Source organism: Candidatus Koribacter versatilis Ellin345 (assembly GCF_000014005.1).
Classification (GTDB): domain Bacteria; phylum Acidobacteriota; class Terriglobia; order Terriglobales; family Acidobacteriaceae; genus Korobacter; species Korobacter versatilis_A.
Genome location: NC_008009.1, coordinates 3,208,228 through 3,234,286 on the forward strand (window position 1 = coordinate 3,208,228; position 26,059 = coordinate 3,234,286).

Below are 26,059 nucleotides of genomic sequence, written 5' to 3' on the forward strand. Positions count from 1 at the left end.
ACCACTCACGCCCTTACTTTCAGAACAACTACTTCTTCAACGTGCGAACGAACTTCACAACCGCGCCGATCTCGTCGTCGCTCAACTTGCCCGCATACGCCGGCATCTTGCCTTTGCCGTTTTTCGTGATCGTGGTGATGTCGGCATCAGACGACTTCTGGAAGTCGGCTGAGTTCAGGTCACGCGAACCCAACTTCTTCGCCATCGGGCCGGCGCCATCCGCGCCGTGGCAGCTTGCGCACTTCGACTTGTAAACTTCCGCGCCGTCCGCAGCGAATGCGCTTAGGCTGAGGGCGGTCATCGCAGCCATAATCAGGATTGCTTTCGATTTCATTTCGGACACCTCTCGAGAGTTTTGAATGCAACGCCCCGGAGGTGGAGAAAGACCCAATCCGGAACTCTCTAAATTCGCAGAGAGATGACCCGTGAGTCGGTGAGACTTAGCACGTCATCGTGTGACGTGCGTCACGTAGCATTGTGAAGTTGTGAAAGTGAACAGCGACCAACCCAAATGGCTCACGCGACGAAGGAATGTAAGTAGCTGATTTGGTGGGAGTTGTGCCCGCCTCTCCAGCCGCCAACTGGATGGCTTGGAAGAAGCTGCCGTGTCGCGTGTGACGGGTGAACAAAGTTAGGGTTGAAGATTTTTAGAGGTGATGAGATTCGCAACGGAGCAATCCGCTCGCCGGGACACCTGCGACTCTCGCGAACTTGCATTAAACTTCTTCTTACCGATGCCTGACGTTAAGGTACCGATCCGCGAGTTCTATTCGGATTACCAGCCACCGCGCTATTTCCGGTCAACCGTTGCCACGCTCCTAAAGGGAGTTCCGGAGAAGTATCTTCAAGGCCTTGACTGTGTTGTGCTCACAAACCAATCTGGCAAGTCGCGGCAACACCGGACCGGCAAGATTACTTCGCGAAAACGTCGGATTAAACAATGGGGATGCCTCGGTCTCTATCATCATGGAAACCGCAACGGACAGGCACCGTGGATCGAGATCTTCGTCGACCACATCGCCGCGCAAGCTCATGAATCCTGGATTAACCTGCTACCGATAGCTCGCTATTCGATGATCGGAATGGTGCTCTATCACGAGGTCGGCCATCATGTTCACCGTACCAAGAGGCCGGAGTTTCGCGAGCCTGAGGACGTCGCCGACCAGTGGAGCAAGACCCTGCTCCGTCAGTTCTTGCGGCGGCGTTATTGGTACGTTAGACCTGTACTCAGGCCAATCGGAAAACTCTGCGACCTGATTGTGCGCGGTTATTCGAAGAGATCGTCCAACAATGATCGCAATTCCCATCTTGCTGCTCCTCGTGTTAAGTGAACCGAATTACTCACGTTTATCCCCAAACCCATTGCCTTTTCAGCGGTTTGGACAGTACCATGAACCACAACCCAGCACGCTGCGTAGATAACCCTTAGACCACTTCAATTTCCCTGGCATTCGGGCAGGAGCAAACCGGTTGATCGGCAAAACGTTCGGACACTACAAAATCTTTTCGCAGCTCGGCAGCGGCGGCATGGGCGTGGTATACGAAGCAGAGGACACCACCCTCGGCCGACGCGTAGCGCTAAAGTTCCTGCCGGAGCAGTACTCGCAAAATCCCGCTTCTTTGGAGCGTTTCCTTCGCGAAGCCCGCTCCGCCTCGGCCCTGAATCATCCGAACATTTGCACCATCTACGCCGCCGAACAATTCGACAACACCTGGGTCATTGCGATGGAGTTGCTCGAGGGATCGACCTTGGGGCAATTAATTGTCGACGGCACCCTGAACACCGATCGCATTCTCGATATCGCGATTCAGGTCTCGGACGCCCTCGATGTCGCGCACGCCCACGGCATCGTCCATCGCGACATCAAACCAGCGAACATCTTCGTCACCCGCAAGAGCGTGGTGAAGGTCCTCGATTTTGGGTTGGCGAAGCTGGCGGTAGATCGCCACGCCGTCGCCCAGACCATCGGCGCTACCGCCGCGGATCCGACCAGCTATCTCACCAGCCCGGGCATGGCAGTGGGCACCGCCGCTTACATGTCCCCGGAGCAGGCGCGCGGCGAAGATCTTGATGGCCGCAGCGATCTCTTCTCATTCGGCTCCGTGCTTTACGAAATGTGCACCGGCCGATTGCCGTTTGAAGGCACCACGTCGCCCGTGATTTTCGCCGGCATTCTCGAGCGCGACCCGCTACCGCCGGAGCAAGTGAATCCGAATATTTCGCCGAAGCTTTCGGAGATCATTTGTAAGTCGTTAGAGAAAGATCGCGACCTGCGCTATCAAACCGCCGCCGAATTGCGCGGAGATTTCAAGCGGTTACGCCGCGATACCACGGGACGCGCACCGACCGCGACGCCCTCGACGGCGGCCACCGCGGCTTATCCCGCAGCGCATCCCATCTCGGCGGTGACAGCGGCATCCCGCGTCAGCCAGAACACGCCGGTCGCGACCGGATCGCCCTCCAGCGCCCAGGTTTTGATCGGCGAGGCTAAGCGGCACAAAGCTGGGCTAATTGCCAGCATAGTTGTCGCTGTCGTCGTGCTCGCAGGACTTGGATATTTCGGGTTCAAGAAACTCTCCCAAAAACCGGCAGGAACACCGGGCCAGCAGATGTCGATCGAGCGCCTGACCAACAGTGGACGCGTCGACGGCGGCACCAGCATCTCGCCGGACGGTAAGTACGTTGTTTACCAGATGATCGAAGGTGGAAAGTCCAGCCTGTGGCTCCGCCAGATCGTCACTTCCAGTTCTGTGAAGCTGCTTCCCGACTCCGATATCGGCTACGGTCCGACGACGTTTTCGCCGGACGGCAACTTCGTTTACTTTACGCAGCAAAACTCAGACGCACCCGACTCCCTCTATGTTGTGCCGACGCTTGGTGGAACGCCCAAGAAAATATTCGACAACATCAATGGACCGATCGCGTTCTCACCCGACGGCAAGCAATTTGCCTTCGTGCGCGAACTTGTGAAGGAAGGGCTTTCCACCATAGCTATCGCGAATACGGCCGACGGCAGCGTGGTCAAAACCGTCATCTCCTCGAAAGTCGGCGAACAGTGGTTTGGCGGATCTGGCCTTTCGTGGTCCGCAGACGGGAAGTTGATTGCCGTGCCGCTGATTACGAACGACAGTGAGGGTTATCACGAGGGTGTCGGCGTCGTTGATATGGCCGGAAAACTCACCCCGCTGATTCCCAAGCTGAGTGGACAAGTGGGAAGAATGATCTGGCTCAACGACGGCAGCGGTCTCGTCTTCCCTGCTAGCCTCGCCATTGGAAGTCGCAACAAACAGGTTTTCCTTGTCAGCTATCCCGATGCGCAGGTCCGCCGGATTACCAACGACCTGAATGGCTACGGCACTAGCAGCTTCGGGATGACCGCCGATGACTCGACGATCGTCACCATCCAGAACGCGATTACGTCGAATATCTTCGTGAGCGACTTGAACGGCTCGAACGCCAAGCAGCTAACCCAGGACCAGATCGCGGGTACGCAGGGCGTGGCCGGTGGATCGGGAAAAATTGCCTATAACTCGGACGCCTCCGGTACCTCAAGCATGTGGGTGACCGACGAGAACGGCGGCACGCCGGTGCTCGTCAGTCCGCCAAAAGACTTTACGCAGACGCCCACCATGTCGCCGGACGGCAAGCATGTTGCCTATCTCTGCCTGCATGACAACAAATTGAATATTTGGGTCGCTGATACAGACGGCAACAACATTCGGGCGTTGACCTCCAGTAATGCGGATTTGAATCCGATCTTCGGCGACAACGACACCGTCTACTACCAGCACATCGACAATGGGCGCATCCAGTACAACCGGATATCGCTCTCCGGCGGCGAACCGACGAAGGTTTCTTCGCTGCATCTCGTGTACCTGCGCCCTTCGCATAAAGGTGACCGCCTGTTCGTCGACTACTTCGATGACGCGGTCTCGAAGGCGCGTATCGGGATCATGTCGAAAGAAGGCAAAATCCTTAACACTTTCGAGATGCCAGTCACCTCAAGTAACCCTATTTGGTCGCCTGACGACACCGCGATCCTCTACACCAACACGGTGAACAATATTACGAACATCTGGAAGATGGACCTAAACGGCCAGCATCCGCAACAATTAACGCACTACGACAAAGATATGATCTTCAGCTACTGGGTGCTGCCCAACGGCAAGCTGCTGATGGCCCAAGGGCACGTGCATTCCGACGCAATCCTGATCCGCAACTTCCGGTAAAAGCACGAGAGTTTGTCATCGCGGCACGAAACATCTATGCTGCTGCGCGGAGAAACTCATGTGTCGTTTGGCGTTCCTGTGCATTCTTTCCTGTTCTGTTTTTTCCTTCGCTCAATCGCAACCGGTTGACCGTCTCAGTACTGAGCTTCGCGGCAAAATTGATACCGCAGCCCAGCAGGTCCTTTCCGTAACCGGTGTCCCCTCCGCGTCCGTTGCCATCGTGCAGAATGGCGAGATCGTCTATACCCACGCCTATGGCAAGGCACGCCTGCAGCCACCGACGGAAGCCACGCCGCAGATGCGCTACTCGATCGGCTCCATCTCGAAACAATTTACGGCCACGGCAATCCTGCTGCTCGAGCAGCAAGGCAAGCTCTCCGTAGATGACAAAGTCTCAAAATACCTTCCGGACTTAACGCGCGCCGACGAAGTCACCCTCCGCATGCTGCTCGCTCACACCTCTGGCTACCAGGACTATTGGCCAGAGGACTATCTGATGACGCCGATGCTCCAGCCTGCCACGGCGCAGCAGATCATGGACAAATGGGGTAAGAAGCCGCTGGATTTCGATCCCGGCACCCGCTGGCAGTACTCGAATACGAATTACGTCATCGCCGGTGCAATCGTAGAGAAGGTTTCAGGCAGCGAGCTCTTCCGCTTTCTCCAGCAAAACGTCTTCGCTCCGCTCAAGATGAGCTCCGTTTATAACAGCGATATCGAGAGCCTCGGTAAGACGGATGCCGAAGGTTACATCCGTTACGCGTTGGGGCCGTTACGTCCAGCGCCTCCGGCTGGCAACGGCTGGATGTTCGCGGCCGGCGAGCTCGCCATGCCGGTCTACGATCTCGCGCTCTGGGACATCAGCGTGATGAACCAATCGTTGCTCGCCCCCAAGTCCTACGCGGAGATGAACGACTCCTTCAAACTGAAAGACGGCGACGACACGCATTACGGTCTCGGCGTGTTCGTTGCTCGCCGCATGGATCGTCCCGCGATTGAGCACTCTGGCGAAGTCTCCGGCTTCGTCGCCGAGAACGTCGTCTTCCCCGATGACAAGGCTGCCATTGTCGTTCTCACCAACCAGGACGCCACCTCTGCCGCGTCGCTCATCGCCCGGCAGGTCGCGCCGCTCATCCTTTCGCCTGAGCCAAAGCATGCGGCTGCAAGCCCAGAGGAAACACAAGCCCTCGCCATCTTCACCGGCCTGCAGCAAGGCAAGCTCGATCGCTCGCTCTTCACCCAGTGGTGCAACGATTACTTCAACAACCAGGCCATCCAGGACTTCGAATCCAGTCTGAAACCGCTCGGTGCGCCGGTCACGTTCAACATGTCGGCCGAGGAACTGCGTGGCGGCATGACCTTCCGGAGCTTTACCTTAACGTTCAAGGACCCCAAGCAGAAGCTCCGTGTGACCACCTACACCATGCCCGACGGAAAGCTGGAACAGTACCTAGTGATACCTGTCCTCTAGCTTCAGGCGATGAATCGGCTCCAGCGGAGGACAAACCTCCGCTGGGGTGCTGGAAAACGCAATGTTTCCGCAATTCCCTGCTAGAATCACCCTACTCTCGCTCTACTGTCGTTGTGCCCGGCGTGGAGCCATGCCTCGAGGAAACCATGGGAACAATGATGGGGTTTGGCGGCGTTGCCGCTGCTGCTGATGCGCCGAGTATTCGTGTACTCCGTGGAACGCTGGTCGAAGAACTCAAACTCGACCGCTTCCCCTACACCATCGGCCGCAAGCCGGAGAACGCCCTCGTCATCGCGGACCCGAGCGTCTCGCGCGAACACGCGCACATCCTTCGTGATGGCGACAGCTACGTCTTTCTCGATCTCGGCAGCAAGCATGGCAGCAAGGTGAATGGCACGAAGGCCGATCGCGTCATTCTGAAGCCGAACGATCGCATTGATGTCGGCCTGGCACAGGTACATATCGTTTTCGCACCGCAGCCGAGCCAGGGCGAATCGGTCATTCAGCGCCTCTCGAGTTGGCAGGAACACTCGACCTACTCCGACCTCGAACATCTACGGGAATTCCTCGACGCCGCCCGCCGCCTCAATCTCGCCTCCGCCGTCTCCGAAGTGCTTACGATCCTGGTGGACTTCAGTCTTCGCGTGACCAAGGCCGAACGTGCTTTCTTCTTCCGCATCGAAAAAGGCGGCGAGATCAATCTCGCTTACGGACGCGATTCCAAGGGCACAATCCTCACTGACGCTGGCACGGTCTCTCGCTCTGTGTTGAAAGACGCTGCGGCGTCGGGATCCGATTTCGTCATCACCGACACGCAGCAGGAATCAAATTGGTCCGCCCGCGAGAGCATCGTTGCGCACAATCTGCGCAGCATCCTGTGCATTCCGTTGCGCCGCAAAATCGGTTCGCAGGATGAAAACCTCTGGGGCTTGCTCTACCTCGACAGCCACTATCGCACCAAGGGACTGAGCCAGATCAACCACGACATCGTGCGCGCGCTGGCGAACGACGCCGCGGCCCTGATCGAGCACGCGTACCTTGCCGAGGCTGAAGAGCAAGCTCGCCGCGAACGCCAGGAGATGAGCATCGCCGCCGAGATTCAGAAGCAACTGCTCTCGGTGACCAACCCCGATTGCAACTTCGCGACGTTCAAAGCGCGCACCATCCCTTGTAAGTCCGTGGGCGGCGATTTCTACGACATCGTTGCCGCCGGCGATTCGCTCTACTTCGTGTTCGCCGACGTCAGCGGCAAAGGCATCTCCGCTGCCCTGCTGGCCTCCGTGCTCCACGGGGTAGCGTATTCGCACTTCGTGCAAATGCGTCCGGTAGACGAGATGGTCAGTTCGGCGAACCGCCTGCTCTGCAATAAGCAATTGTTGGGGAAATACGCGACGTTGCTGGCTGGCCAATTGCGCAGCGATGGTCAACTTACAATCGTGAACTGCGGGCATCTTCCGCCTTTGCGCATCGAAGGTGAGGTTGTCGAGGCACTGCAGACTTCGTGCCTTCCGGTCGGCCTCTTCCTCGATGCAAAGTACGAACTGTTCCAGACCAAGCTCGCTCCCGGCAGCCGCTTGCTGGTGTTCTCGGACGGTGTGACCGAAGCCGAGGATCCCGACGGCGAGTTCTTCGGCGATGAGCGCTTGCAACAGGTCGCGGCACGAGGTGTAGAAGCCGTGCTTGAAAACGTCGTCGCCTTCGCGCAAGGCAAAGCGCTCAACGACGACTGCTCCATGCTGGAAGTCCAATACATCGGGTGACGAATGCCTCCGACGCTCGGCGATGGCAAGATTTGCTACATTGAAATTCCCGCGGTGGATGTGTCTCGCTCGGCGGAATTCTACGAGCGAGTTTTCGAATGGAACATGCGCAAGCGTGGCGACGGCGCGACGGCATTCGATGATGTCGTCGGCGAAGTCAGCGGCGCCTTTGTGACTGGCCGACCTGCCTCAAACAATCCTGGACTCTTGATCTACATCATGGTGGATGACGCCGCAGCAGCCGTGCAACGCGTCCTCGATCACGGCGGCGAGATCGTCCAACCTGTCGGCGTGGATGCACCAGAGATCACCGCGCGCTTCCGCGATCCCGCCGGCAATGTCCTCGGCATCTACCAGGAACCCGGAACTTAGCGCTGTTCGAGGATGATGTCCACGCGTACCGGTCCGTGCGCTCCCTGCACCAATATCTTCTCGATGTCCGCGGTTCGGCTCGAACCGCTGATCAAGCCTATGTACGAGGCGCGCTCAGTATCTCTTGCTGCAAGCCGCAACGCCGAGGTTACATCCGGCAGCAACTGGTCGGTCGTGGCGTAAACGATATGCGTCGGCGCAACGATCGAGCCCCCGCGTCCACCGTGACGGCTGGATGTCAGAATGGATCCCGTCTGCGCCACCAACCCATCGCAGAGCGTGAGCGTGGCAACACAATCCTCCGGCGCACGGCCTTCGCTCGAGAGCAGGATCTTTCGCTCTTCAATCGAGACGCACAACCGACGCAGGACGGGATCGTCTTCGACGTAGATCGCTCCAGCCGGAAGCTCGGACACAATCTGGCTGAGGATAGCGGCAGACTGCACGTTGCTCACTGCGCGATGAACTCGCGTCAGATTCGCTTCGCACTCGGCAAGGAAGCGTTGCATCGGATCGGGGATCAGCGGGAAAATAGCTTCGGCCGCCCCGGCAGCGGATGCTTCATGCCCACGCGCCTTGCGAATCCGCGCTAGAATTCGTTCGCGTCCAGCGTTAGAAGTTGCCATCGTTCTTCTCCCACAACGCACGAAACGAATCCTTCGGCACATCGGGCATAGCGCGATACTTCGTCCAGCTGGCCAGCGGACCAAGAGCATGCGGGCTCATACCGATCGCCAGCGCAGCACGCGTTATTTTTCGGCCAAACCAGCCGAGCAGTGCAAAGCGCCGAGGGCCGGCCGTCGCCCATCGGAACACCGAGAAGCCGACCTTTTCGGAGGTCTTCGCATCGCCCTCCGACACATACTTTCGACGGTTCTCGAGGAGATGCCCGCTCAACTTGATCTTGACCGGGCAAACACTATCGCAAGCCGTGCAGAGTGAGCATGCATACGAGAGATGTCCCCAATCCTTCATGCCATTGACGATCGGTGTCAGCGCGCTGCCAATCGGCCCCGGATAGGTAGTGTTGAACGCATGACCGCCAACGCTGCGATAGACTGGACACTTATTCAGGCAGGCACCACAGCGAATGCATCTCAGCAACTCCTGTTGCTCTTCGTCGGCGAGCACTTCAGTCCGGCCATTGTCCAGTAGGACGACGTGAAACTCCTCCGGCCCGTCCACCTCCCCTTCGGCCCTTGGGCCGCCGATCAGTGTGCTGTAGGTCGTGATCGGTTGGCCAGTGCCGCTGGTCGCAAGCACTGGCCAGAGCACCCCTAGGTCCTCCAGCCTCGGAATTACCTTCTCGATTCCGGTTACGACAACATGCACGCGCGGCAAGCTGGTCGTGAGACGACCATTGCCCTCATTCGTAGAAATGGCCACCATGCCCGCGTCGGCAACGAGAAAGTTCGCCCCCGAGATCCCCATCTCCGCCGCGAAGAACGCTCGCCGCAGGAATCGTCGTGCCGCGGCGACCAGTTCCTGGTGACTCTCACCATTCATGTCGTCCGGCAGTTTCTGCTGGAAGAGATCCCGGATCTGCTCGCGTGTCAGGTGCATCGCCGGAGTGACGATGTGGTAGGGCGGCTCATTGCGTAACTGCACGATCAGTTCGCCGAGGTCCGTCTCCCACACCTTGATGCCCAGCTTCTCCAGTGCGGGTAAGAGATGAATTTCCTCGGTGACCATGGACTTCGACTTCACCACGGTCTTTACATTGTTCTTGCGCGCCACATCGCAAATATATTGACGCGCGTCGTCAGCTGTCTCCGCCCAGTAAACGTGCCCTCCGCGCGCCACAATCTTGCGCTCAAACTCTTCGAGCAGCGGCGCGAGATTGCTCACCGCTTCGCCTTTCACTCGAGCAGCGTATGTACGTGCTGCCTCCCAATCGGCGAAGCGCAGTTTGCCCTTCGCCACGGCTGTGTCGTAGCTGTCCACGTTGCGCTTGATCGTCGCGCGATGGGTCAGGTCTGCTGATTTCTGTGCCGCCGCAATCAGGAATTCTTCCGCGAGTCGGCTCATCGTGCTTCGGCTCTCGATGCGAGAATACTTGCGATGTGGATTGCCTTCGGCGTGCGGTTCTTGAACCGAAGCACACCGTCAAGATGCATCAGGCAACTTGGATCCACGGCAGTGACATATTGCGCGCCGGTCGCCTCAACATTGCCAGCCTTGACGTCGCCCATTGCGGCGGAAACCATGCCGAACTTGGTTGCGAACATCCCTCCGAAGCCGCAACATTCATTTTCGTTCGGCATCTCGCGCAATTCGAGTCCCGCGACGTTCTTCAACAATGCAATCGGCTCGTCGTAGATGCCGAGTTCTCGCGTGGCATGGCACGACGCATGGTACGTCACCGTGTGCGGAAACTCGGCGCCGACATCGGTGACATTCGCGACCTTCACCAGGAACTGCGAAAGCTCAAAAACGCGCTTGCCGACAGCGACGACGTCGTCATTCCACCGACTCGCCTTCAGCAGCTCCGGATAATGGGTGCGAACCATGCTCGTGCACGATCCCGAAGGACAAACGATCCACTCAAAATCCCTGAACACTCGGACGAACCGTTCGGCACACGGACGCGCCGCATCCCACTGCCCCGTATTGAATCCTGGCTGCCCGCAACACGTCTGGTCTTCGGGATAAAGAACCTCGCACCCAATACGCCGCAGAACCTTTACGGTGTCCACGCCCACTTGCGGTTGCAGTTGATCCACAAAACACGGGACGAAGAGCGCGACCTTCATCAGCGGCTCGCCTTTTCGAGCAGGTACAGGAACGATCGATACACTTCGCCAGTGGAACGCGTCATGCCAATCTCGCAGGTGCGACTGCTTGAATAGTAGCCTTCGTAATGCCGCGTGGAAACTTCGGCAGCCTCTACGCGCGTCGCGATCTGCGTCAACTCCGGCACGAGAAATCCGCGATCGCCCGCGAACCCACAACATCCCGCCGAAATCGGAACTGTTACGCTCTCACTGCAGGCCGAAGCAATCTTCTGCAACTTCGGCGTCAGGCCCATCTTCGTGATCGAACACACCGGATGCAGCGCAGCCGATCCGGTCTTCTTCTGAATCTTCAACTTCGGCAACAGTTCGTCGGCAACGAACTCGACCGCATCGAGGATCCTGAGCTTGTCGAAGCGTTGCTCGTTCTCCTCTGTCAGGTACGGTCGCGTGTGGACGAACCCATACGTACACGGGCTGGTGTCCACCACCACAGGCAGTTTGCCTTCCTCGGTCCATTGCCAAAGGTTTTCGATCGCACGATTTGCCACGATCTTGTGCGCACGGTCGAAGCCTTTCGAGGAAAACGGCGTGCCGCAGCAATTCCCTGCCACATCCTTTGGAATGAAGACTGGCAAACCCGCGCGTTCTGCGACGGCGACGAGCACCTCCATCACCGAGCGGTCTTTCTCCTCCAGCGGCAAGCGTCCCATGGTTCGCGAAACGCAACTCGGAAAATAGATCGCTGCCGCGCCTTCCCTGCGCGTTGTCGGCACCGCGCCCGCGACATGCGGTGTGTCTCCGGTCCAAAGGGGCAACGCGTCCGTCATGTGCTCATGTAGAAATCGCGTGATCGCCAGCATCGCTCTTTTTCCAAACACCGCTTGCGCCGCATGACCAAGTCGCAACCCGATCCGCGCTCCTCGTTCCGCCAGACTGAAATGTTTTGCAATCCGTTCCGACCACCGATGCGCGCTCTCACTGTGCCGCATCTTGCGGAAGCGCTTCACCAGCGTTCCGGTATCAATGCTCACCGGACATCCCGTCGCACACAAGCCATCAGCAGCACAGGTGTCGAGGGCCATGTACGGGAACTCCTTATCGAGCGCCGCGTATAGTTCGCGATCGCTGCTGCAATTCTGCTGCAAGCGCACCATCTCGCGTCGCACCACAATGCGTTGCCGCGGTGTCAGCGTCAGGTCACGGCTGGGACACTTCGGCTCGCAGAACCCGCACTCGATGCACTTGTCGACTTCTTCCTCCACCGACGGCAATTGCTTTAAGTCGGAAATATGCGCCTTCGGATCCGGATTGATCAGCACTCCCGGGTTCAGCAGGTTGTGCGGATCGCATAGCTCCTTGAGCTTGCGCATAATCTCGTAGGCATCGCTTCCCCACTCGGTTTCCACGAACGGCGCCATGTTGCGACCAGTGCCGTGCTCCGCTTTGAGCGCGCCATCATATCGGTTGACGACCAGTTCCACCACATCGTCCATGAAGTACTCGTACTGGTCGACCATCGCCTGCGTAGTGAAGCCTTGCGTCATGACGAAATGAAGATTGCCGTCCTTGGCGTGGCCGAAGATGATGCCGTTGTCATACGCATGTTTCTTGAAAAGTCCTGTCAGCTCGATGGCCGCGTCCGCCAGCCGCTCCACCGGGAACGCTACGTCTTCGATGATCACCGTCGTGCCGCTCTTCCGCACCGATCCCACCGACGGGAACATACCGGAGCGGATCTTCCACAACAACGCTTGCTGGCCGGCATCGTGTGTCCACACTCCCGGCACCAACATCGTCAGTCCACCGCTCACCTCAGCAGCCAAGCGCTCCAACTCGGAACGCTCTGACTCTTCGCCTGACTGGAACTCCGCCAATAGTCCCGCGGCGCCCTCCGGCAACGTGCGCAACGTAGCCGGCACGCCCGGCTGCGTTTCCACCGAGCGCAACGACGCGCGATCCATGATCTCCAGCGCCTTTGCGCCGGCTTGTTTCAACGGCAGGATGGACGCACTCGCCGCATACAAGTCCGAAAACAACAATAGGCCGGTGTACTTCACTGGCAGATCCGGAACGGTATTGAGAATCGCTTCGGCTGTGAATGCCAGCGTCCCTTCCGATCCAATCAGCAAATGCTGGAATATGTCGATCGGAGTTTCGAAGTCGAGAAAAGCGTTTAGCCCGTAGCCAGTCGTGTTCTTCATCCGGTACTTCCGGCGGATGCGATCGCGCAGTGGCACATTCGCTTCGATCTTCGCCTTCAATTCCATGATGCCGCGCACCAACTCCGGCTCTCGGGCGCGGAAGATCTCATCCGCATTCGGATCGCGCGTATCAATCACGGTTCCCGACGGCAGCACGAACTTGATGGATTGCAGCGTGTGGTACGCGTTCTGTTCCACGCCGCAGCACATGCCGCTAGAATTGTTCGCCAGGATTCCGCCCAGCGTGCAAGTCGCGATCGAAGCCGGATCGGGACCGATCTTGCTCTTAAACGGCGCCAATGCCTGGTTGGCTCGTCCGCCGATCAATCCTGGCTGCACCCATAGGCTTCGGCCTCCCTCGCGCACTTCGAAATTGCGCCAATGCCGCGCCGTATCTATCAGGAGGCCATCGGAAATCGCTTGTCCTGAAAGACTCGTGCCGCCGGACCGAAAGGTCAAAGGGATGGAATGTTGTTGACTGAAGCGAAAGAGCGCCTGAATTTCTTCTACGCTCTTGGCCCGAATGACCGCCTGTGGGATGAGCCGATAAAAACTCGCATCGGAAGCGTAGGCGATGCGATCGATGGGTCGAGTCAGTACGCGGTCGGCTTCGACGATCTGGCCGAGCAAGCTTTGCAGTTCGTTCGCGCGTAACTTCGATGGCGCAGTAACCGTCGTCGCCATTGCATCTCCGGGACCGGCGACCTGGCTTGCAGGCAAGTCTCAGGCCGCACTTGTGTACTCAGTCTAGTTCACCGACCCGCCCGGCGCGATGTTCAGCGTGGCAAGACCGCGAATTTCACTCAAAACGTGCAATTTTGGCCTTCGATCGCACGAATTATGGAATTCCAAAAGCCTTAGCCGTTTCGTGGTAATCCGCCACCAGCGTTTGCTCTCAAGCCTGTGTATCAAGTTGGGATTGAAATACTGCATTCATCAGTTTTTAACACTCCTTTAACATTGCACGCTGAGTCGGGGAGTAAACCTACATTGGGTGATCGTCTTACTCCCCACCACCCAACGAGGTCGGCTTATGTCTGTTGCTGCGGAACGGAATATTTGGATTCCATCGCGAGTCCCGAAGTCTCTGCAATGCTCCGAATGCAATCGCATTTGTAATTACGTTGCCTATCACCAGCCTGAACAATACGAATATCGTTGCGGGACCTGCGGCGCGACGAAGATGCTGACGCTCTCGCAAATCAATGCGATGGAGTCGAATCGCCTTCGCAGAGTGCCAGTCGCCCTTCCTCCAGTCATTAGCGACATTCGCGCCAATTTCAAGCGCTAGATCCCGCGCCGTTTGCGCGCACACAAAAACGCCTGGGCGTTCAGCCCAGGCATTTCCATTTCAGAGTCTCACGCTGGCTTAGTGCGGCACAGTGCTGGAGGTTCCCGATGGCGGCGTTGTCGAAGTTGCCGACCCATTCGGACTGGTCGCGTTCGGCGTGCCGTTGATGTCGGTGGAGGAGTTCGGCGTCGTCGAAGGTACCGTCGAAGGCGAAGTTGCTGACGGCTCCACAGTCGTCGTACCCGTGCCATTCATCGTCGTGCCGCCTGTGGCTCCCACGCCACTGGTGCCCATCGATCCCGCAGAACCACCCACACCGCTGGTCCCCATCGACCCGCTCTGGCCTGTCGTTCCGTTCACGCCCGTCGAGGTGGACGAGTTCCCGTTCACAGTGCTGGTTCCGGTGGCGCTGCTGGTACCCGCCGCGCCGGTCGTTCCGGCCGTAGCTGCAGGGTTCTGACCGCTCAAGGTATTCGGGTTAGTCGAAGTGCCTGAGGTCGTCCCGACGCCCGTCTGGCCCGCGGTCCCCACGGCCCCGGTCGTACCGGACTGCGTTCCCACAGTACCGTTTGCGTTCATGCCAGTTCCGGCAGTTCCCGCCGTAGCCTGGCCAGAACCCGCGCTCGCTCCCGCACCCGCGCCCGCTCCGGCCGCGCCACCAGCAGCTTGCGCCGCTGCCATGCCTACCGAGAAAAGCGCCGCAGTAGCAATAACCAGTAGCTTTTTCTTCATAATGTCTCTCCCCTTTTCTTTAGCGTTTTGCCTGGCGCGTTTCGCGCCGAGAGCAAAAGATTTCCCGCGCTATAGAGAGTTAGATGCCTTCTTGAGGCGAAGCATTGAGAGGAATCGAGGGCTGCTGCACTCGCTTATTTTGAATCTTTTACTACGCTTGTCGCTGCTCTTCCGCCATGCCTTCGGGCGACAATCGCACCGGCAGCGCCGGTCCACTACTCACACCTGCGGCTTGTTCTCTCTGCAATACAACCCGTAGGGTCTGCATTAGGAGTTGCACGTCGAAGAACAAAGAGTAGTTGGCGATGTACATCAAATCGAGCCGCAGCTTGGATTCAGCCGTAGTGGAATAACGCCCCCACACCTGTGCCAGTCCAGTCAAACCGGGCTTGACAGCAGTCCGCAGCGGATAATCCGTCAACTCGCGATCGAATTGCTGCGCGAAGTACTCTCGCTCCGGCCTTGGACCCACCAAGCTCATCTCACCTTTTAGGACGTTCCACAACTGCGGCAATTCGTCGATGCGGGTCGCGCGCATCCAACGCCCCATCCGCGTCACTCGCGGATCTTCGGATATCGCCAGCACCGGTCCGCTTCCATCTTCCGCATCGGCTGTCATGGTTCGAAACTTCAGCAACTCGAACGGTTTTCCTCGAGATCCTCTACGCCGTTGACGGTAGATTGCAGGCCCCACAGACTCACGAGGAATCGCAGCCAGCAGAACGACCATCACGGGAGAACAGATCAGCAGCAACAAAGCTGCGCCAAAAATGTCGAAACAACGCTTACAGAATTTCTGCGGCGTCGTGAGTGCCAACGGTGCCACCGAAAGTACAAGAAGATCATCGATCTGGCGCACGGTTGCAGTGGTGAGCAGGACCTCAGACGGGCCCGGCACGAGCATCAATTCTTTGCCGAATTGCGCACACACACTCTCGAAAAACTTGCGGACTGCCGTCGTGCACAGTACGCCATCGCACCGCTGGAGCCTCTCTGGAATCTGCTCGAGTTCCCGCATTCCGGACCATGCAACGATTTCGTATCGCCGGTTGTAGGCTGCCGCTTTTCTGGCGATCGCGTAGGCGGTAGGTTCATCCTCCGCTACCACCCACAGTCTCCACGGGCGAAGGAAGCACTCGTGCGCGCGCAACAGTCCGACTCGAATCCCGAACAACACCGCGAAAAGCACGAGTGTCACTGCCATCAACGCGCTCCAATCAAGTTGCGCGCGCAACCAGAGCGACAACGCTTTCGTTGTAAGGAGCGACGAGAGACACGCGATCGCAATTTCCAGAACGTGATTCGAAAGCGATGTCCGCAGAACTCGGGCATACGCGCCCGCGATCAACATCGGCAAGATCGTCGCCGCAATCAGCCACAGCCCAAGGATGATTCGCAGCTCTCTCGATGCGCTCGGCAGCCACAGCGCGCCGACGGCAAATGTAGCCGCCGCGTCCATCATTACGAGAGCGAACCGCCTTCCCGTGAACTGCCCTCGTTTTTCCATACGCCCGTCAGTCCCCCGAAACAACCGCGCCCGCGCCGCACGCCGCCGGATAGCGACAGTGAACGCATGCATTAACTTCCTCTCTGGTCGCGGCGCCCAGCGCCAAGTCGTACACCCGAAACGTGTCCGTCAACATTCGGTCAAGTGTGAATTTCTCGCGGAACCGCACTAGCCCTGCGCTGCCCATCCGCTGCCGCTCTTGCGGGTTGGCGATCAGACGGCGCAATGCAACTTCCAGATTCGTCTCGTCATTCGCGGGCACGAGCAGGCCCGTCTCGCCCGGAACAACGATTTCGCGCATCCCGCCAACATCGCTGGCAATCACCGGCAGTCCAGCACTCATCGCCTCGATCAGAGCCAAGCCGAATCCTTCATGGTCTGAGATCAATGCCGCAACCTGCGCTCGACCGAGCAACGCGGAAACATCATCGCGATCTCCCCAGAAGATAATGCGATCGCGAACTCCACTCCCCTGTGCGAGTTCACGGGCCGATCGAAGCCCCGGCCCATCGCCAACCAGCCACAGCTGCGACTGTCCCGCGATTTGGCTGAAGGCACGGATCAAACGGTCTTGCCTCTTGGGCCGCGCGAAGCGCGCGACCATCACCACCACTGGCGGGGAAACTCCCGGCTCCGCTGGATAAGCGCTAGGCTCACATCCGTTGTGGACCACCACCGTCTGGTTCACACCGCCAATTCCGGAGCTCGCAGCCAGTCGGCACTCCGACCGCGATACTGCGATCGTGAGCCCTCCGGTCCGTGCCGCCAACCGTTCCGCCGGTAACGCAATGGTTTTCTGTAACCAAGGTGCTTGGTTCGCAAACGCGTATCCATGCGCCGTGTATACCGCCGGCACTCCGCAGATGGCCGCCGCTACTCTTCCCAGCAGCCCAGCCTTTCCGGAATGCGCATGCACAACGTCCGGTTGGAAATTTCGGATGAGCCTGATGAGTTCGCGAACTCCCAAAGCGTCGTGCCATGGATGCGGCGCGTGCTTCATGTGCTCAAGCACGATGCACGAAATGCCGCGCCGCCGAAGATCGCTGCAAAGAACTCCTTCTTCGCCCACTGCAACCAGCACCTCGTTGTTGCGCGACGAGGCCCCCGCAAGCTTCAGCAAGTGCGCCTGTGCTCCTCCACGTTGCGCACGCGTGATGAGGTAAAGGATTCTCACCGCGGGCCTCCCGCAGTGGCGCCGTTCAGACATCGCCATAAGGAGTCCCATTCGGCAACAACTTGCGGCGACTTTGGGCTTGATGCACGATGCTGCAGCAGAATTCGATCCGTATGCGTGGCCAGCGCGAGCGTGTCGATGCCGAGTTTGGCGATCTCTGCCCCAGCGGCCGCAAAGTAGCGGCGCCAGTGCCCGCGCTTACGAGCATCCGCCGTGACCGCCGACAAATACTCAAATCGCGCTCGCGCATTCTTCCGAATCGAGACCCGATTCACGCGATATCCATACAGCAAATCTGGAATGCCGGAAAAGCAGCTCACATCGCGGGACCGCAGCAATAGCTCGCGGTCTTCCGCGCGACGATTCTTCGAACAATAACGATGGCGGCGAAACCATTCCGCCCGTCCCATCCACGTCGCGTGCGGTAAAAGGCACGAACGCAGCGAATTCCCGCAGATCTCGGCATGGCTGCTGCGCGCGCGCTGCACACCCACCATCCGCCCGCCATCCTTGAAAATCACCATTCCGCAGCCCACGAGATCGGTCCCGGGCTGACTCTCCAGGCATTCCAGTTCGCGCTCGAGCCGTTGCGGATAGCTGATATCATCGCCGTCCATCCGCGCGATATATCGGCCTTCCGCGAGCGTAATTCCCTGGTTCAACCGCGCCGCCAGTCCGAGATTCCCTCGCGCATCAGCGATAACTCGAATACGCGAATCCTGAGCCTTAATCGCGATCTCGACCGTCCTGTCCGTCGAACCATCGTCGATCACCAGCAGTTCCCACGCGTCGCAGGTTTGCACAACGATCGATTGCACCGCCAGCGCAAGCGTCTCAGCGCAATTGCGCACCGGCATCAGAATGGAGATGAGCGGCTTCACTGGGCTCGTCCTTCCACCAGACACTCTGCAAACCCACCGCCAGACTGCTCTGTGAAAAACTTCTCGCACCCGATCCCAACCGCCGCCATTGCGCCGAAGTTCAATAACAGCGCCGGCAGGTGATAACCGAAAATCCATAGCGACGCCAGCAACAGCGGAATCTGTAACGATTGCCACCGTTCGCAACGCCGCTCCAACCAGCCGATCACCGCTCCATAGGCGACCAGCACAATCGGCGCAATGACTAAGCCAAAATTCAGAACCGCTTCGCTGATCGCGCTAATCCCAAATCCCCAGTCCAACGACCTTGGATCGCTCTGCGTCACCTCTGCTGTAAACGCTTGCGCCGTCGCGTTTCCCTTGAACGGCACCACGCTTCGCGGCACGAAGAACAGTGCTGCATAAACGTAGCCAGCCCCAGCGTAATCCACAGACCTCGGCCCAAATGCGGAAGCCATTCCTACGGCACGCACCAACTCGGGACCACGGTAGAAATCGTTCCCGACCGTCTCCTCAAACAGCTCCGCCGCCGACATCGTGTTCTCGCTCGACGAAGACTTGAACGGCTGAAGTAGAAAAGCGGCGAGCGTGGCTCCGCCGATGGCTACTCCCACGGTCCGCTTCCAGGAGAACTTGCCGCCAAAAAACAACAACATAAGCATCGGCAGCAAAACCAGTGTTCGCTGTCCCGCGAATACCGTCGCCAGCACTGCTGACGTAGCGACGACCCCCAGAAAAACCCTTCCCCACCGTGTTCGTAGCTCTTCCACTCGCACGAGAAACGCGAGCAAATACATGGGAAGCGACAACACGATGATGTAGGGCCCGAGCAGCCTGCCGAGCAGTTCGCGGCTCTCCCTCAAGCGCGGCTGCACCACGAGGAGCGAGCCCGGAACGAATGCGCATATGGCGCTAACCGCCACAACAACGATGTAAAGCCAGCGGCGACGTGCGCCATCGCGCAGTCTCAGCAATCGCGCTCCAGGCACTGGCAACCGCGAAAGACTTCCGAGGCGCATGAGCCACGGCGCCGCCGCAATCAGTAACCCGGCAATGATGACCTGGGAGTCGCTGGCATCGAATATCGAATGGAAGAATGAACTGTGGATGCGAAGTCCGCAGACCTCGAGTCCGACGCCAAGATCGAAGTAAATAATTACTGAGATTCCCACGACATCGAGCGGCCGAGGCACGCGGTCCGCGCGGACCGCGGTGAATAGCGGTGCAAGGCAAAGTCCGTGGGAAAGCAACAGAACGGTGATCAGGGCCCAGGGGAGCATCACCGATAGCACTCCACCATTCGCTCCATCGAGGCTTCCATCGAAAACTCGGTGAACCTCTCCGCGATCAACTCAGAATCGGGAATGGCCGCACTGTCCAACAAGACCTGCGCCCAAATCCCTGGCTCATCAGTGACCGAAAGCCGTACCACGCGCTCCGGAATCAGGTCCGCGGCCGGTGTAATCGCGTCTGAAATCACGCACGGCAATCCGGCGGCCTGTGCCTCGACGTATGCCAGCGGGAACCCTTCATAGAGCGAAGGGAGAACAAACACGTCAGCCGCCCGCAACAGGCGCGCGACATCATCGCGTACTCCGGCAAAACGAAACGCCCGCCCCAGCCCGCGCGCGCACACTTCGAGTTCCAGCTGCGATCTCAGAGGGCCGTCTCCGACGAGTACAAACACAACTTCCAGCCGCTGCCGAATGGCCCGCTCCGCGATTTTCACCAACAATGCATGGTTCTTCACCGGAGCAAACCGCCCGACATGCAAAACGACCGTCGCCGTCTCCGGGATGTTCAGTTCGCGGCGCACGGACTCACGCACGCTAGCGTCCGAAAATGGCGCCAGCTCGATGCCAGTCGGTGAAACCCGCCACTTTTCCGGCACAAACTCCCAATTTGTCGGAAAGATTGGCGCCGCAGCCACGGCACTGACGGCGATCCCTCGTGTCGCGAACCGCCGAATCAGTGCGCGCGCTACGCGGAAATAAATCGATCGACACCCAAACCCGCGGTGCTCGTCCTGTGCCGTATGCGAGTGAAAAATCCGGACCTTCACGCCAGCCAATGCCGCCAACATCAGCACCAGACCACTCGCACAATAGACGTGCGCATGAACAGCGTCACATTTCGCTTTCCGCAGCACCCGCAAAAACGAAATCGCGAACCTAACGGGATTCTGCGGACTGGAGCAGCGAATCACCCCGCCGCCAGCCCGCTCGACCATCCGCGCGTAGTGCTGATCCTCATCGCCGAAAACAAGGAAATCGAACTCGTACCGCTCGCGGTCCACGAATGGCATTCCCTTGGCCAGCCACGTTTCCGTTCCGCCCACGTTTAATCCGCCAACTACGTGCAGCACACGCGTTTTCATGGTCCCCACTCCTTGCGCAGCCCACTCCAGCGTTCTTGCCACGCGACATCCGTGAGAAAGCGCTGCCGCAGCTGCAGCCATACCGCTGTCGCCAGCACAGCGCCAAGCGTGCTGAACACCACAACGGCAGCCCGTTTCGGCGATGTCCGCACATCTGGCGGGACCGCCACATCAACTACCTGGACGATCGTCGCCTCCTTCGCCTCATCCAGCTTTGCTGCCTCTAGTTGCCGCAGCAGCATCTCGAGCATCGCCTCGCGATACCTGACCTCGCGCATGGCCTGCACATACTCCTGCGCATCCGCAGGCGCGCGCCCTTTGCTGAAGCCGTCGCCCATCCGTCGCGATTCCAGTTGCGCCAGTTCCGCTCGCCAGCCACCGAGTTGCGCTTCCTGCTGACGCACATCCGGATTCTGCTCCGTTCCAAAGCTGCGCATCGCGCGCAATTGCACTTCTCCGGCCGCGATCTCCGCCCGCAGTGTTGCCGCCGTTTCGATCAACGCTTTCCCCTGCGCATCCAGTTGCAGAATGCCGGTCTTCTCCTGGACTTCACGAAATGTCGTTTCTGCCCGCGCAAGTTCGTCACGGGTCTGCTGCACTTGTTCATCAAAAAACTTCCGCCGCTGTGCTGCCTCCGAAATCGCCAGTCGCTTCGTCGCCAGCCGGAGTTGTTCCGCGTAACCGTTGGCGAGTCCCGCCGCGCGGTTCGCATCACGGTCCTCAACCGAGACGCTGATCAGTCCTTCCTTCGTCAACTGAATCCGGGTTCGATCGACCAGCCGCGCGCGCACATCCGAAGGGCGCTTCAATCCATAAACGGTGGCCAACTCAAACTGCTTCGTCAATCCGTCCTGGACGCTGCGGCTATTCAACACGCCGATGTAAAGATCTGCAGGATTCTTCAACCCAAGATCTTTTTGCGCCATCGCCGCTAACGGGGAGTTCCCCGTCTGCCCCACGAACAGCGCAGCGAGCGACTGCGATTGCTGTGGCGGGAGTAGACGCGCCGTCGCTGTATATGTAGGCGGAAGCAACATCGCAGCCACTGTCGCGACCGCTGCCGCAATCGCCGCAACCACGCCCACCAGCTTGCGATGTCGCACCATGAGCCGCATCCCATCAACCGGCTCCTCCATGCGAATTCCCTCGATCTCGACCGAACGCTCCAGAATCGCTCTCATTCCAGCACCTTGATCGCTGCCGCACCCAGCGCGAACTGTGAGATCACCTGCGACCAGTCGCGCAGACCACGCATGAAGTTTCCCTTTTCCAGCCGCACCGGACTAATGATCGTGTCCCCCGCATAAACCGGCAGGCCATCGAACCGGCCCCCTTCATGCTGACGACTCACCACGGTCCCATCGGCGCGAAGCACAAATATCCGCGAAGCATCGGCATTTCGCGTGCCGCCTCCCGCGTCGCGCAAGTAGTCGCGAACTTTCAGGTTCCGATTGAACAGGAATGCCCCCTGATTGAAGACCTCTCCGGTCACGCTGACCGTGGCGGGCGTGTGCGGCACCACGAATCGGTCACCGTCCTCGAGCACAATCTCCGGGATCTCCCGAACATCGTGCGCCGCAGGCGGAAGCGCAAGCACAATCCTTCCGCTCGCGCGCAGACTCTTGACTCTTGCGACCAGTCCCCGTCTAGCTTCCTGCGCCTCGCGCTCCTGGACTGCAGCGCCATCGTTGGCATCGGCGCGTTGCGTATGGATCTCCTGGATCCCGTTCTCCATCTCGGAAATCAGCCGGTCGAGCCCTTGTTGTTGCTGCATCCGTGTGCTCTCGCGCGTGAACTCTGCACCAAACAGATAGCTGTCCGGCGTCAATCCAACCCGGCCCACAAGCGCTCGCAGCGTCTCGCCCGGCTCGGCCCGATAGACACCAGGAGCCGCAAATTCACCTTCGAGCCGCACCAGTTTCGTGCGCTTCGCGTTCGAAACCTGGATGTCGCGTTCCGAGAAGATGGTGACCACATCCCCGGCTTTCAACAGAAGATTCGCCTCGCTGTCGCCATCAATCGCGCCCCCCAAGTTGAACGGCAAGACTTCCGAATTCAATCGCTCAGGATCGCTCCTTTCCACCGCCGCATACTCCCAATTCAAAGGCGGCGCATTCTGCTTCAGTTCCGTAAGTGTTCGTTCTTCCGCGTTCTTGCTTTCCCCGACTCCCTCACGGACGAGTGCGTTCTTGTGGCTCCAGTATTCCGGCGTAAGCAGGAACTCACGGTTAGGAATGAGGTCTTGAATCCGCATCCGCGGATGCCACCGATACCGTCCCGGGCGCGCCACGTTACCCCGCAACGTCACCGCATCCTCTATCACTTTAGAAATCGCCAGCACCCGCACCACATCGCCGTTTTCCAGCACGAACCTCGGCTCCGCAACACTCGGCGCGACTTCAAACACGCGCCGCGTGCGGTGCTCCTCGATCCTCTCCACGCTCACGCGCTCGTCATCCGCCGTCGCCGTCAGACCGCCAGCAAGTTCCACCGCATCGCTGAGTGTCGTTCCGGGCAGCAGCTCGTAGATACCCGGCGTATTCACGCTTCCCGAGATCGCCACCATCTGCCCAACCGGCGGAATGTAGATCACGTCCCCCGGCAGCAGCGCCACATCGTGCGACTTATCTCCCTTTAGCAAGAACTCATACAGATCCAGGGTCGTGATCGTTGCCCCCCCGCGTCGCACCTCGATCTTTCGGAGTGATCCTTGCGGCGATGGCCCACCGGTCGCAAACGCTGCCGTTACCGCAGTGCTCAGCGAACTTACCGTGTAGGTGCCCGCCTGCCGCGCTTGCCCGACGACAAATATCTGCATGCTGCGCAACTGCCCGAGCGACACCTCAAGTTCAAAGTCGTGGAATACGCGCTGCACCGACGCTTGCAGATGCCTGCGTAAATCCGCGTAGTGCACTCCCGCCACCGAAATAGCGCCAACTTTGGGCAAGAAAACTTGGCCGGACCGATCCACCGTTACGCGCGCTTCAATCTGCACCTGCCCCCAGCCGCGAATCACCAGCTCATCGCCCGGGCCGATCACGTATTCCGCCGGCGCCGGAACTTCGGTCAGCGGCGCAAAGGTTGATGGCGGGTCCGCGAACAGCTTCCGCCCGAACAACGGCAGCGCGTACCCGAGCGACTCCTCGACGTACCTCTCAAACTCGCTCGGCTTCTCCACTTGCTTTGGAGGCCGCGAGGTCTGCACCTGCACAACGTCCGGTGTCTCGGTCGTAACAATCTGGTTCGGCTTCTCGGTTGGTTTAGAGTCCACCACCTTCACGGTTGCGGCGCAGTTCGCCGTGCCGCACTCCGCCCTCTGTGCCAATAGTTGCGGCGATGCCCCGATCGCCAGGAGCACCGCCACCACTATCACCTTTGGGAGAGAGCCCTTAAAAATCGCAACCGCTAAATGCTTCTGCAAACGCGTTGCCGTCCTCATTGCGCGCCGGATACTGGTCACCAGCCGCGCTCATTATTTCTTCGAGCTATTTACGTGCTCTTCCTGATTAGCGGACACTCTCTCCTTCACCATGTGACCGGCATCACATTACCCACGGTCAAGCCCGCGCGAAGCGCAGCCTTCAGATTCCCTCGCCGCACGACTCTCCTGTGTTTTCGCGGCTTTGCGCGTTCCAGTAAGATGTTTCGCAGATGCGTTTCAAAAACGGAATCCGGGCCGGACTTTGGTGGACTCCCCTCGTTGCTCTCCTTGCCGTCTCGCCGTTTTTCTGGCGCGGCACCAGCAACGGTCACGACCTCCCCTTCCACGTCAACTCATGGATCGAGGTCGGTCGCCAGTGGAAATCGGGAATCCTCTACCCACATTGGGCGGCGTTCGCCAATTTCGGGAGCGGCGAACCACGCTTCGTCTTCTATCCGCCCATCTCGTGGACCCTTGGCGCACTCCTCGGCCTCGCACTGCCCTGGCAAGCAGTCCCCGGCACCCTCGCTGCACTCGTCTGCATTGCAGCCGGCATCAGCATGTATCTCTTCGCCAGCGAGTGGCTCGATGCACAAACCGCCGTCCTTGCCGCCGTCCTCTATGCCGTGAACCCCTATCAGCTCATCGTGATCTACGAGCGCGGCGCCTTCGCCGAGATGATCGCCTCTATCTGGATCCCCGGCATCCTGCTCTTCGCGATGCGTGAACGCAGCAGCTTCGCCCGCAACACCTTGCTGCTCGCGGTCCACATGGCGCTCGTGTGGCTCACCAACATTCCCGCCGCCGTGATCGCCACCTACTTGCTCGCATTCGTCGCAATTATTCGCGCCGTCCAAACCCGAAAGCTTGAGCCCGTTCTTCGCGCCGCTGCGGCATTCGTCCTCGGGCTCGGCCTCGCAGCGTTCTATCTCGTTCCCGCCATTTACGAGCAGCAATGGGTGCAGGTCAGCGCGGCTGTCGCAGCCGGCGCCTCCCCTCGCGACAATCTCCTTTTCGCCCGCACCGGCGACCTCGAACGCGACGCCGTTCTCTTCCGCACTTCCATCTTCGCGCTCATCGAATTCTGTGCTGCGGTCGTTTGCGTCGGACTCGCAAAGCCGCTCCGTCGCAGCCTGCTGCAGCTCTATAACGTGCTGCTCAGCGCGATCGTCCTCGTTGTCATACTCCTCTCGCCGCTCAGCCTGCCGTTGTGGAAATATCTGCCGAAGTTGCAGTTCGTCCAGTTCCCCTGGCGCTGGCTCCTGGTTCTCAATGTCGCGATGATGTTTTTCGCCGCCGTCGCCTTCGCGCGAACGCGGATCTCCCGTCTCGCTGTCTTCGCGATCATCCCGCTCGTGATCGCCATCTGTTATTGGAAATTCCAGCAGCCTATCTACCCTGAAGATCGTCCCGTCGCGCTGGCGCAGGCTGTTGGCGATGGCGCCGGCTACGAGGGCACCGACGAATACACGCCCACGCAGGCCGACAACTCCAATTTCGCACCTTACATGGCGCGCATCGCCGTCCAGATCACCACCGAAAACGATGAGCAGCGCAAAGTCGCCCCCAGCACACTCGCGCACAGCAATGCCGATGTTTGGGACACCCTGCACAAACACTTCACCATGGATTCACAGGTCCCCACGCGTTCCACGCTCCGACTGCTCGACTACCCAGCGTGGCAGGTCACGGTGGATGGCACACCCTTTCAGCAGACCTACGATCAAGCAGACGGACGCATGATCGTGGCTCTACCCGCCGGACATCATGAAGTTGATATCTCTTACCGGAAGACTCCAGACCGTCGATGGGGCCAATGGATTTCTTTGTTCGCGCTCATCCTAACCATCGGCATATATGCCATGGCCCGGAGCGACCGTCGCTCTTTGCCAACTTAGGACCGGCTC

Annotated in this window: 20 protein-coding genes; 7 read left to right on the top strand and 13 right to left on the bottom strand. The window is 59.1% G+C overall.

Features of this window, described 5'->3' with window-relative positions; all coding sequences use genetic code 11:
* Positions 1–28 precede the first annotated feature (28 nt).
* Positions 29–334 carry a c-type cytochrome gene (locus tag ACID345_RS13990; protein WP_011523516.1) on the bottom strand — a complete coding sequence of 102 codons (306 nt, stop codon included), beginning with the start codon at positions 332–334 and terminating at the stop codon, positions 29–31.
* 400 nt (positions 335–734) lie between these two features.
* Between ACID345_RS13990 and ACID345_RS13995 the strand changes: the two genes are divergently transcribed.
* From ACID345_RS13995 to ACID345_RS14015, 5 genes are all read left to right on the top strand, one after another.
* Positions 735–1,331, top strand: coding sequence for a hypothetical protein (locus ACID345_RS13995; protein ID WP_148210119.1), 597 nt, complete (start codon positions 735–737; stop codon positions 1,329–1,331).
* A gap of 139 nt (positions 1,332–1,470) precedes the next feature.
* On the top strand, positions 1,471–4,230 hold the full coding sequence (locus tag ACID345_RS25600; protein ID WP_011523518.1) for a protein kinase domain-containing protein: 2,760 nt from the start codon (positions 1,471–1,473) through the stop codon (positions 4,228–4,230).
* 58 nt (positions 4,231–4,288) lie between these two features.
* Entirely contained in the window at positions 4,289–5,701 is a 1,413-nt protein-coding gene (locus tag ACID345_RS14005) for a serine hydrolase domain-containing protein (protein WP_011523519.1), read from the top strand.
* Between the two features lie 146 nt (positions 5,702–5,847).
* Positions 5,848–7,461, top strand: coding sequence for a SpoIIE family protein phosphatase (locus ACID345_RS14010; RefSeq protein WP_041855721.1), 1,614 nt, complete (start codon positions 5,848–5,850; stop codon positions 7,459–7,461).
* A gap of 3 nt (positions 7,462–7,464) precedes the next feature.
* Positions 7,465–7,833 (top strand): VOC family protein, encoded by a 369-nt coding sequence (locus tag ACID345_RS14015; protein WP_011523521.1) that lies wholly within the window; start codon positions 7,465–7,467, stop codon positions 7,831–7,833.
* Here ACID345_RS14015 and ACID345_RS25605 read toward each other — a convergent pair.
* From ACID345_RS25605 to ACID345_RS14035, 4 genes are read right to left on the bottom strand one after another with little or no spacing between them, the layout of a single operon-like run.
* Entirely contained in the window at positions 7,830–8,459 is a 630-nt protein-coding gene (locus ACID345_RS25605; protein ID WP_011523522.1) for a LutC/YkgG family protein, read from the bottom strand. The genes ACID345_RS14015 and ACID345_RS25605 overlap by 4 nt on opposite strands.
* Positions 8,446–9,861: a LutB/LldF family L-lactate oxidation iron-sulfur protein gene (locus tag ACID345_RS14025; RefSeq protein WP_011523523.1), complete on the bottom strand. Its 1,416-nt coding sequence runs from the start codon at positions 9,859–9,861 to the stop codon at positions 8,446–8,448. Before ACID345_RS14025 ends, ACID345_RS25605 begins: the two co-directional genes overlap by 14 nt.
* Positions 9,858–10,586, bottom strand: coding sequence for a (Fe-S)-binding protein (locus ACID345_RS14030; protein WP_011523524.1), 729 nt, complete (start codon positions 10,584–10,586; stop codon positions 9,858–9,860). The genes ACID345_RS14025 and ACID345_RS14030 overlap by 4 nt, the downstream gene beginning before the upstream one ends.
* Positions 10,586–13,453 carry an FAD-binding and (Fe-S)-binding domain-containing protein gene (locus ACID345_RS14035; RefSeq protein WP_011523525.1) on the bottom strand — a complete coding sequence of 956 codons (2,868 nt, stop codon included), beginning with the start codon at positions 13,451–13,453 and terminating at the stop codon, positions 10,586–10,588. The genes ACID345_RS14030 and ACID345_RS14035 overlap by 1 nt, the downstream gene beginning before the upstream one ends.
* Before the next feature lie 349 nt (positions 13,454–13,802).
* Between ACID345_RS14035 and ACID345_RS14040 the strand changes: the two genes are divergently transcribed.
* Positions 13,803–14,060: a hypothetical protein gene (locus ACID345_RS14040; RefSeq protein ID WP_041855722.1), complete on the top strand. Its 258-nt coding sequence runs from the start codon at positions 13,803–13,805 to the stop codon at positions 14,058–14,060.
* Positions 14,061–14,138: 78 nt separating this feature from the next.
* On the opposite strand, the gene ACID345_RS26960 is transcribed toward ACID345_RS14040, so the two are convergent.
* From ACID345_RS26960 to ACID345_RS14080, 8 genes are all read right to left on the bottom strand, one after another.
* Positions 14,139–14,792: a hypothetical protein gene (locus ACID345_RS26960; RefSeq protein WP_011523527.1), complete on the bottom strand. Its 654-nt coding sequence runs from the start codon at positions 14,790–14,792 to the stop codon at positions 14,139–14,141.
* 151 nt (positions 14,793–14,943) lie between these two features.
* Positions 14,944–16,299 (bottom strand): sugar transferase, encoded by a 1,356-nt coding sequence (locus ACID345_RS25615; RefSeq protein WP_011523528.1) that lies wholly within the window; start codon positions 16,297–16,299, stop codon positions 14,944–14,946.
* 7 nt (positions 16,300–16,306) lie between these two features.
* Positions 16,307–17,473, bottom strand: coding sequence for a glycosyltransferase family 4 protein (locus ACID345_RS14055; RefSeq protein ID WP_049761909.1), 1,167 nt, complete (start codon positions 17,471–17,473; stop codon positions 16,307–16,309).
* Positions 17,470–18,354, bottom strand: a complete 885-nt coding sequence (locus ACID345_RS14060; RefSeq protein ID WP_049761910.1) for a glycosyltransferase family 2 protein — start codon at positions 18,352–18,354, stop codon at positions 17,470–17,472. The genes ACID345_RS14055 and ACID345_RS14060 overlap by 4 nt, the downstream gene beginning before the upstream one ends.
* Positions 18,351–19,637, bottom strand: a complete 1,287-nt coding sequence (locus tag ACID345_RS26965) for a hypothetical protein (protein WP_187148830.1) — start codon at positions 19,635–19,637, stop codon at positions 18,351–18,353. The genes ACID345_RS14060 and ACID345_RS26965 overlap by 4 nt, the downstream gene beginning before the upstream one ends.
* On the bottom strand, positions 19,634–20,731 hold the full coding sequence (locus ACID345_RS14070; RefSeq protein WP_011523532.1) for a glycosyltransferase: 1,098 nt from the start codon (positions 20,729–20,731) through the stop codon (positions 19,634–19,636). Before ACID345_RS14070 ends, ACID345_RS26965 begins: the two co-directional genes overlap by 4 nt.
* The gene (locus ACID345_RS14075) at positions 20,728–21,912 is read right to left on the bottom strand and encodes a Wzz/FepE/Etk N-terminal domain-containing protein (RefSeq protein ID WP_011523533.1); all 1,185 of its coding nucleotides are present in this window, start codon (positions 21,910–21,912) and stop codon (positions 20,728–20,730) included. The genes ACID345_RS14070 and ACID345_RS14075 overlap by 4 nt, the downstream gene beginning before the upstream one ends.
* Positions 21,909–24,152, bottom strand: coding sequence for an SLBB domain-containing protein (locus tag ACID345_RS14080; protein WP_228370649.1), 2,244 nt, complete (start codon positions 24,150–24,152; stop codon positions 21,909–21,911). Before ACID345_RS14080 ends, ACID345_RS14075 begins: the two co-directional genes overlap by 4 nt.
* Positions 24,153–24,382: 230 nt before the next feature.
* Between ACID345_RS14080 and ACID345_RS14085 the strand changes: the two genes are divergently transcribed.
* Positions 24,383–26,050, top strand: a complete 1,668-nt coding sequence (locus ACID345_RS14085) for a 6-pyruvoyl-tetrahydropterin synthase-related protein (RefSeq protein WP_011523535.1) — start codon at positions 24,383–24,385, stop codon at positions 26,048–26,050.
* Positions 26,051–26,059: the final 9 nt, after the last annotated feature.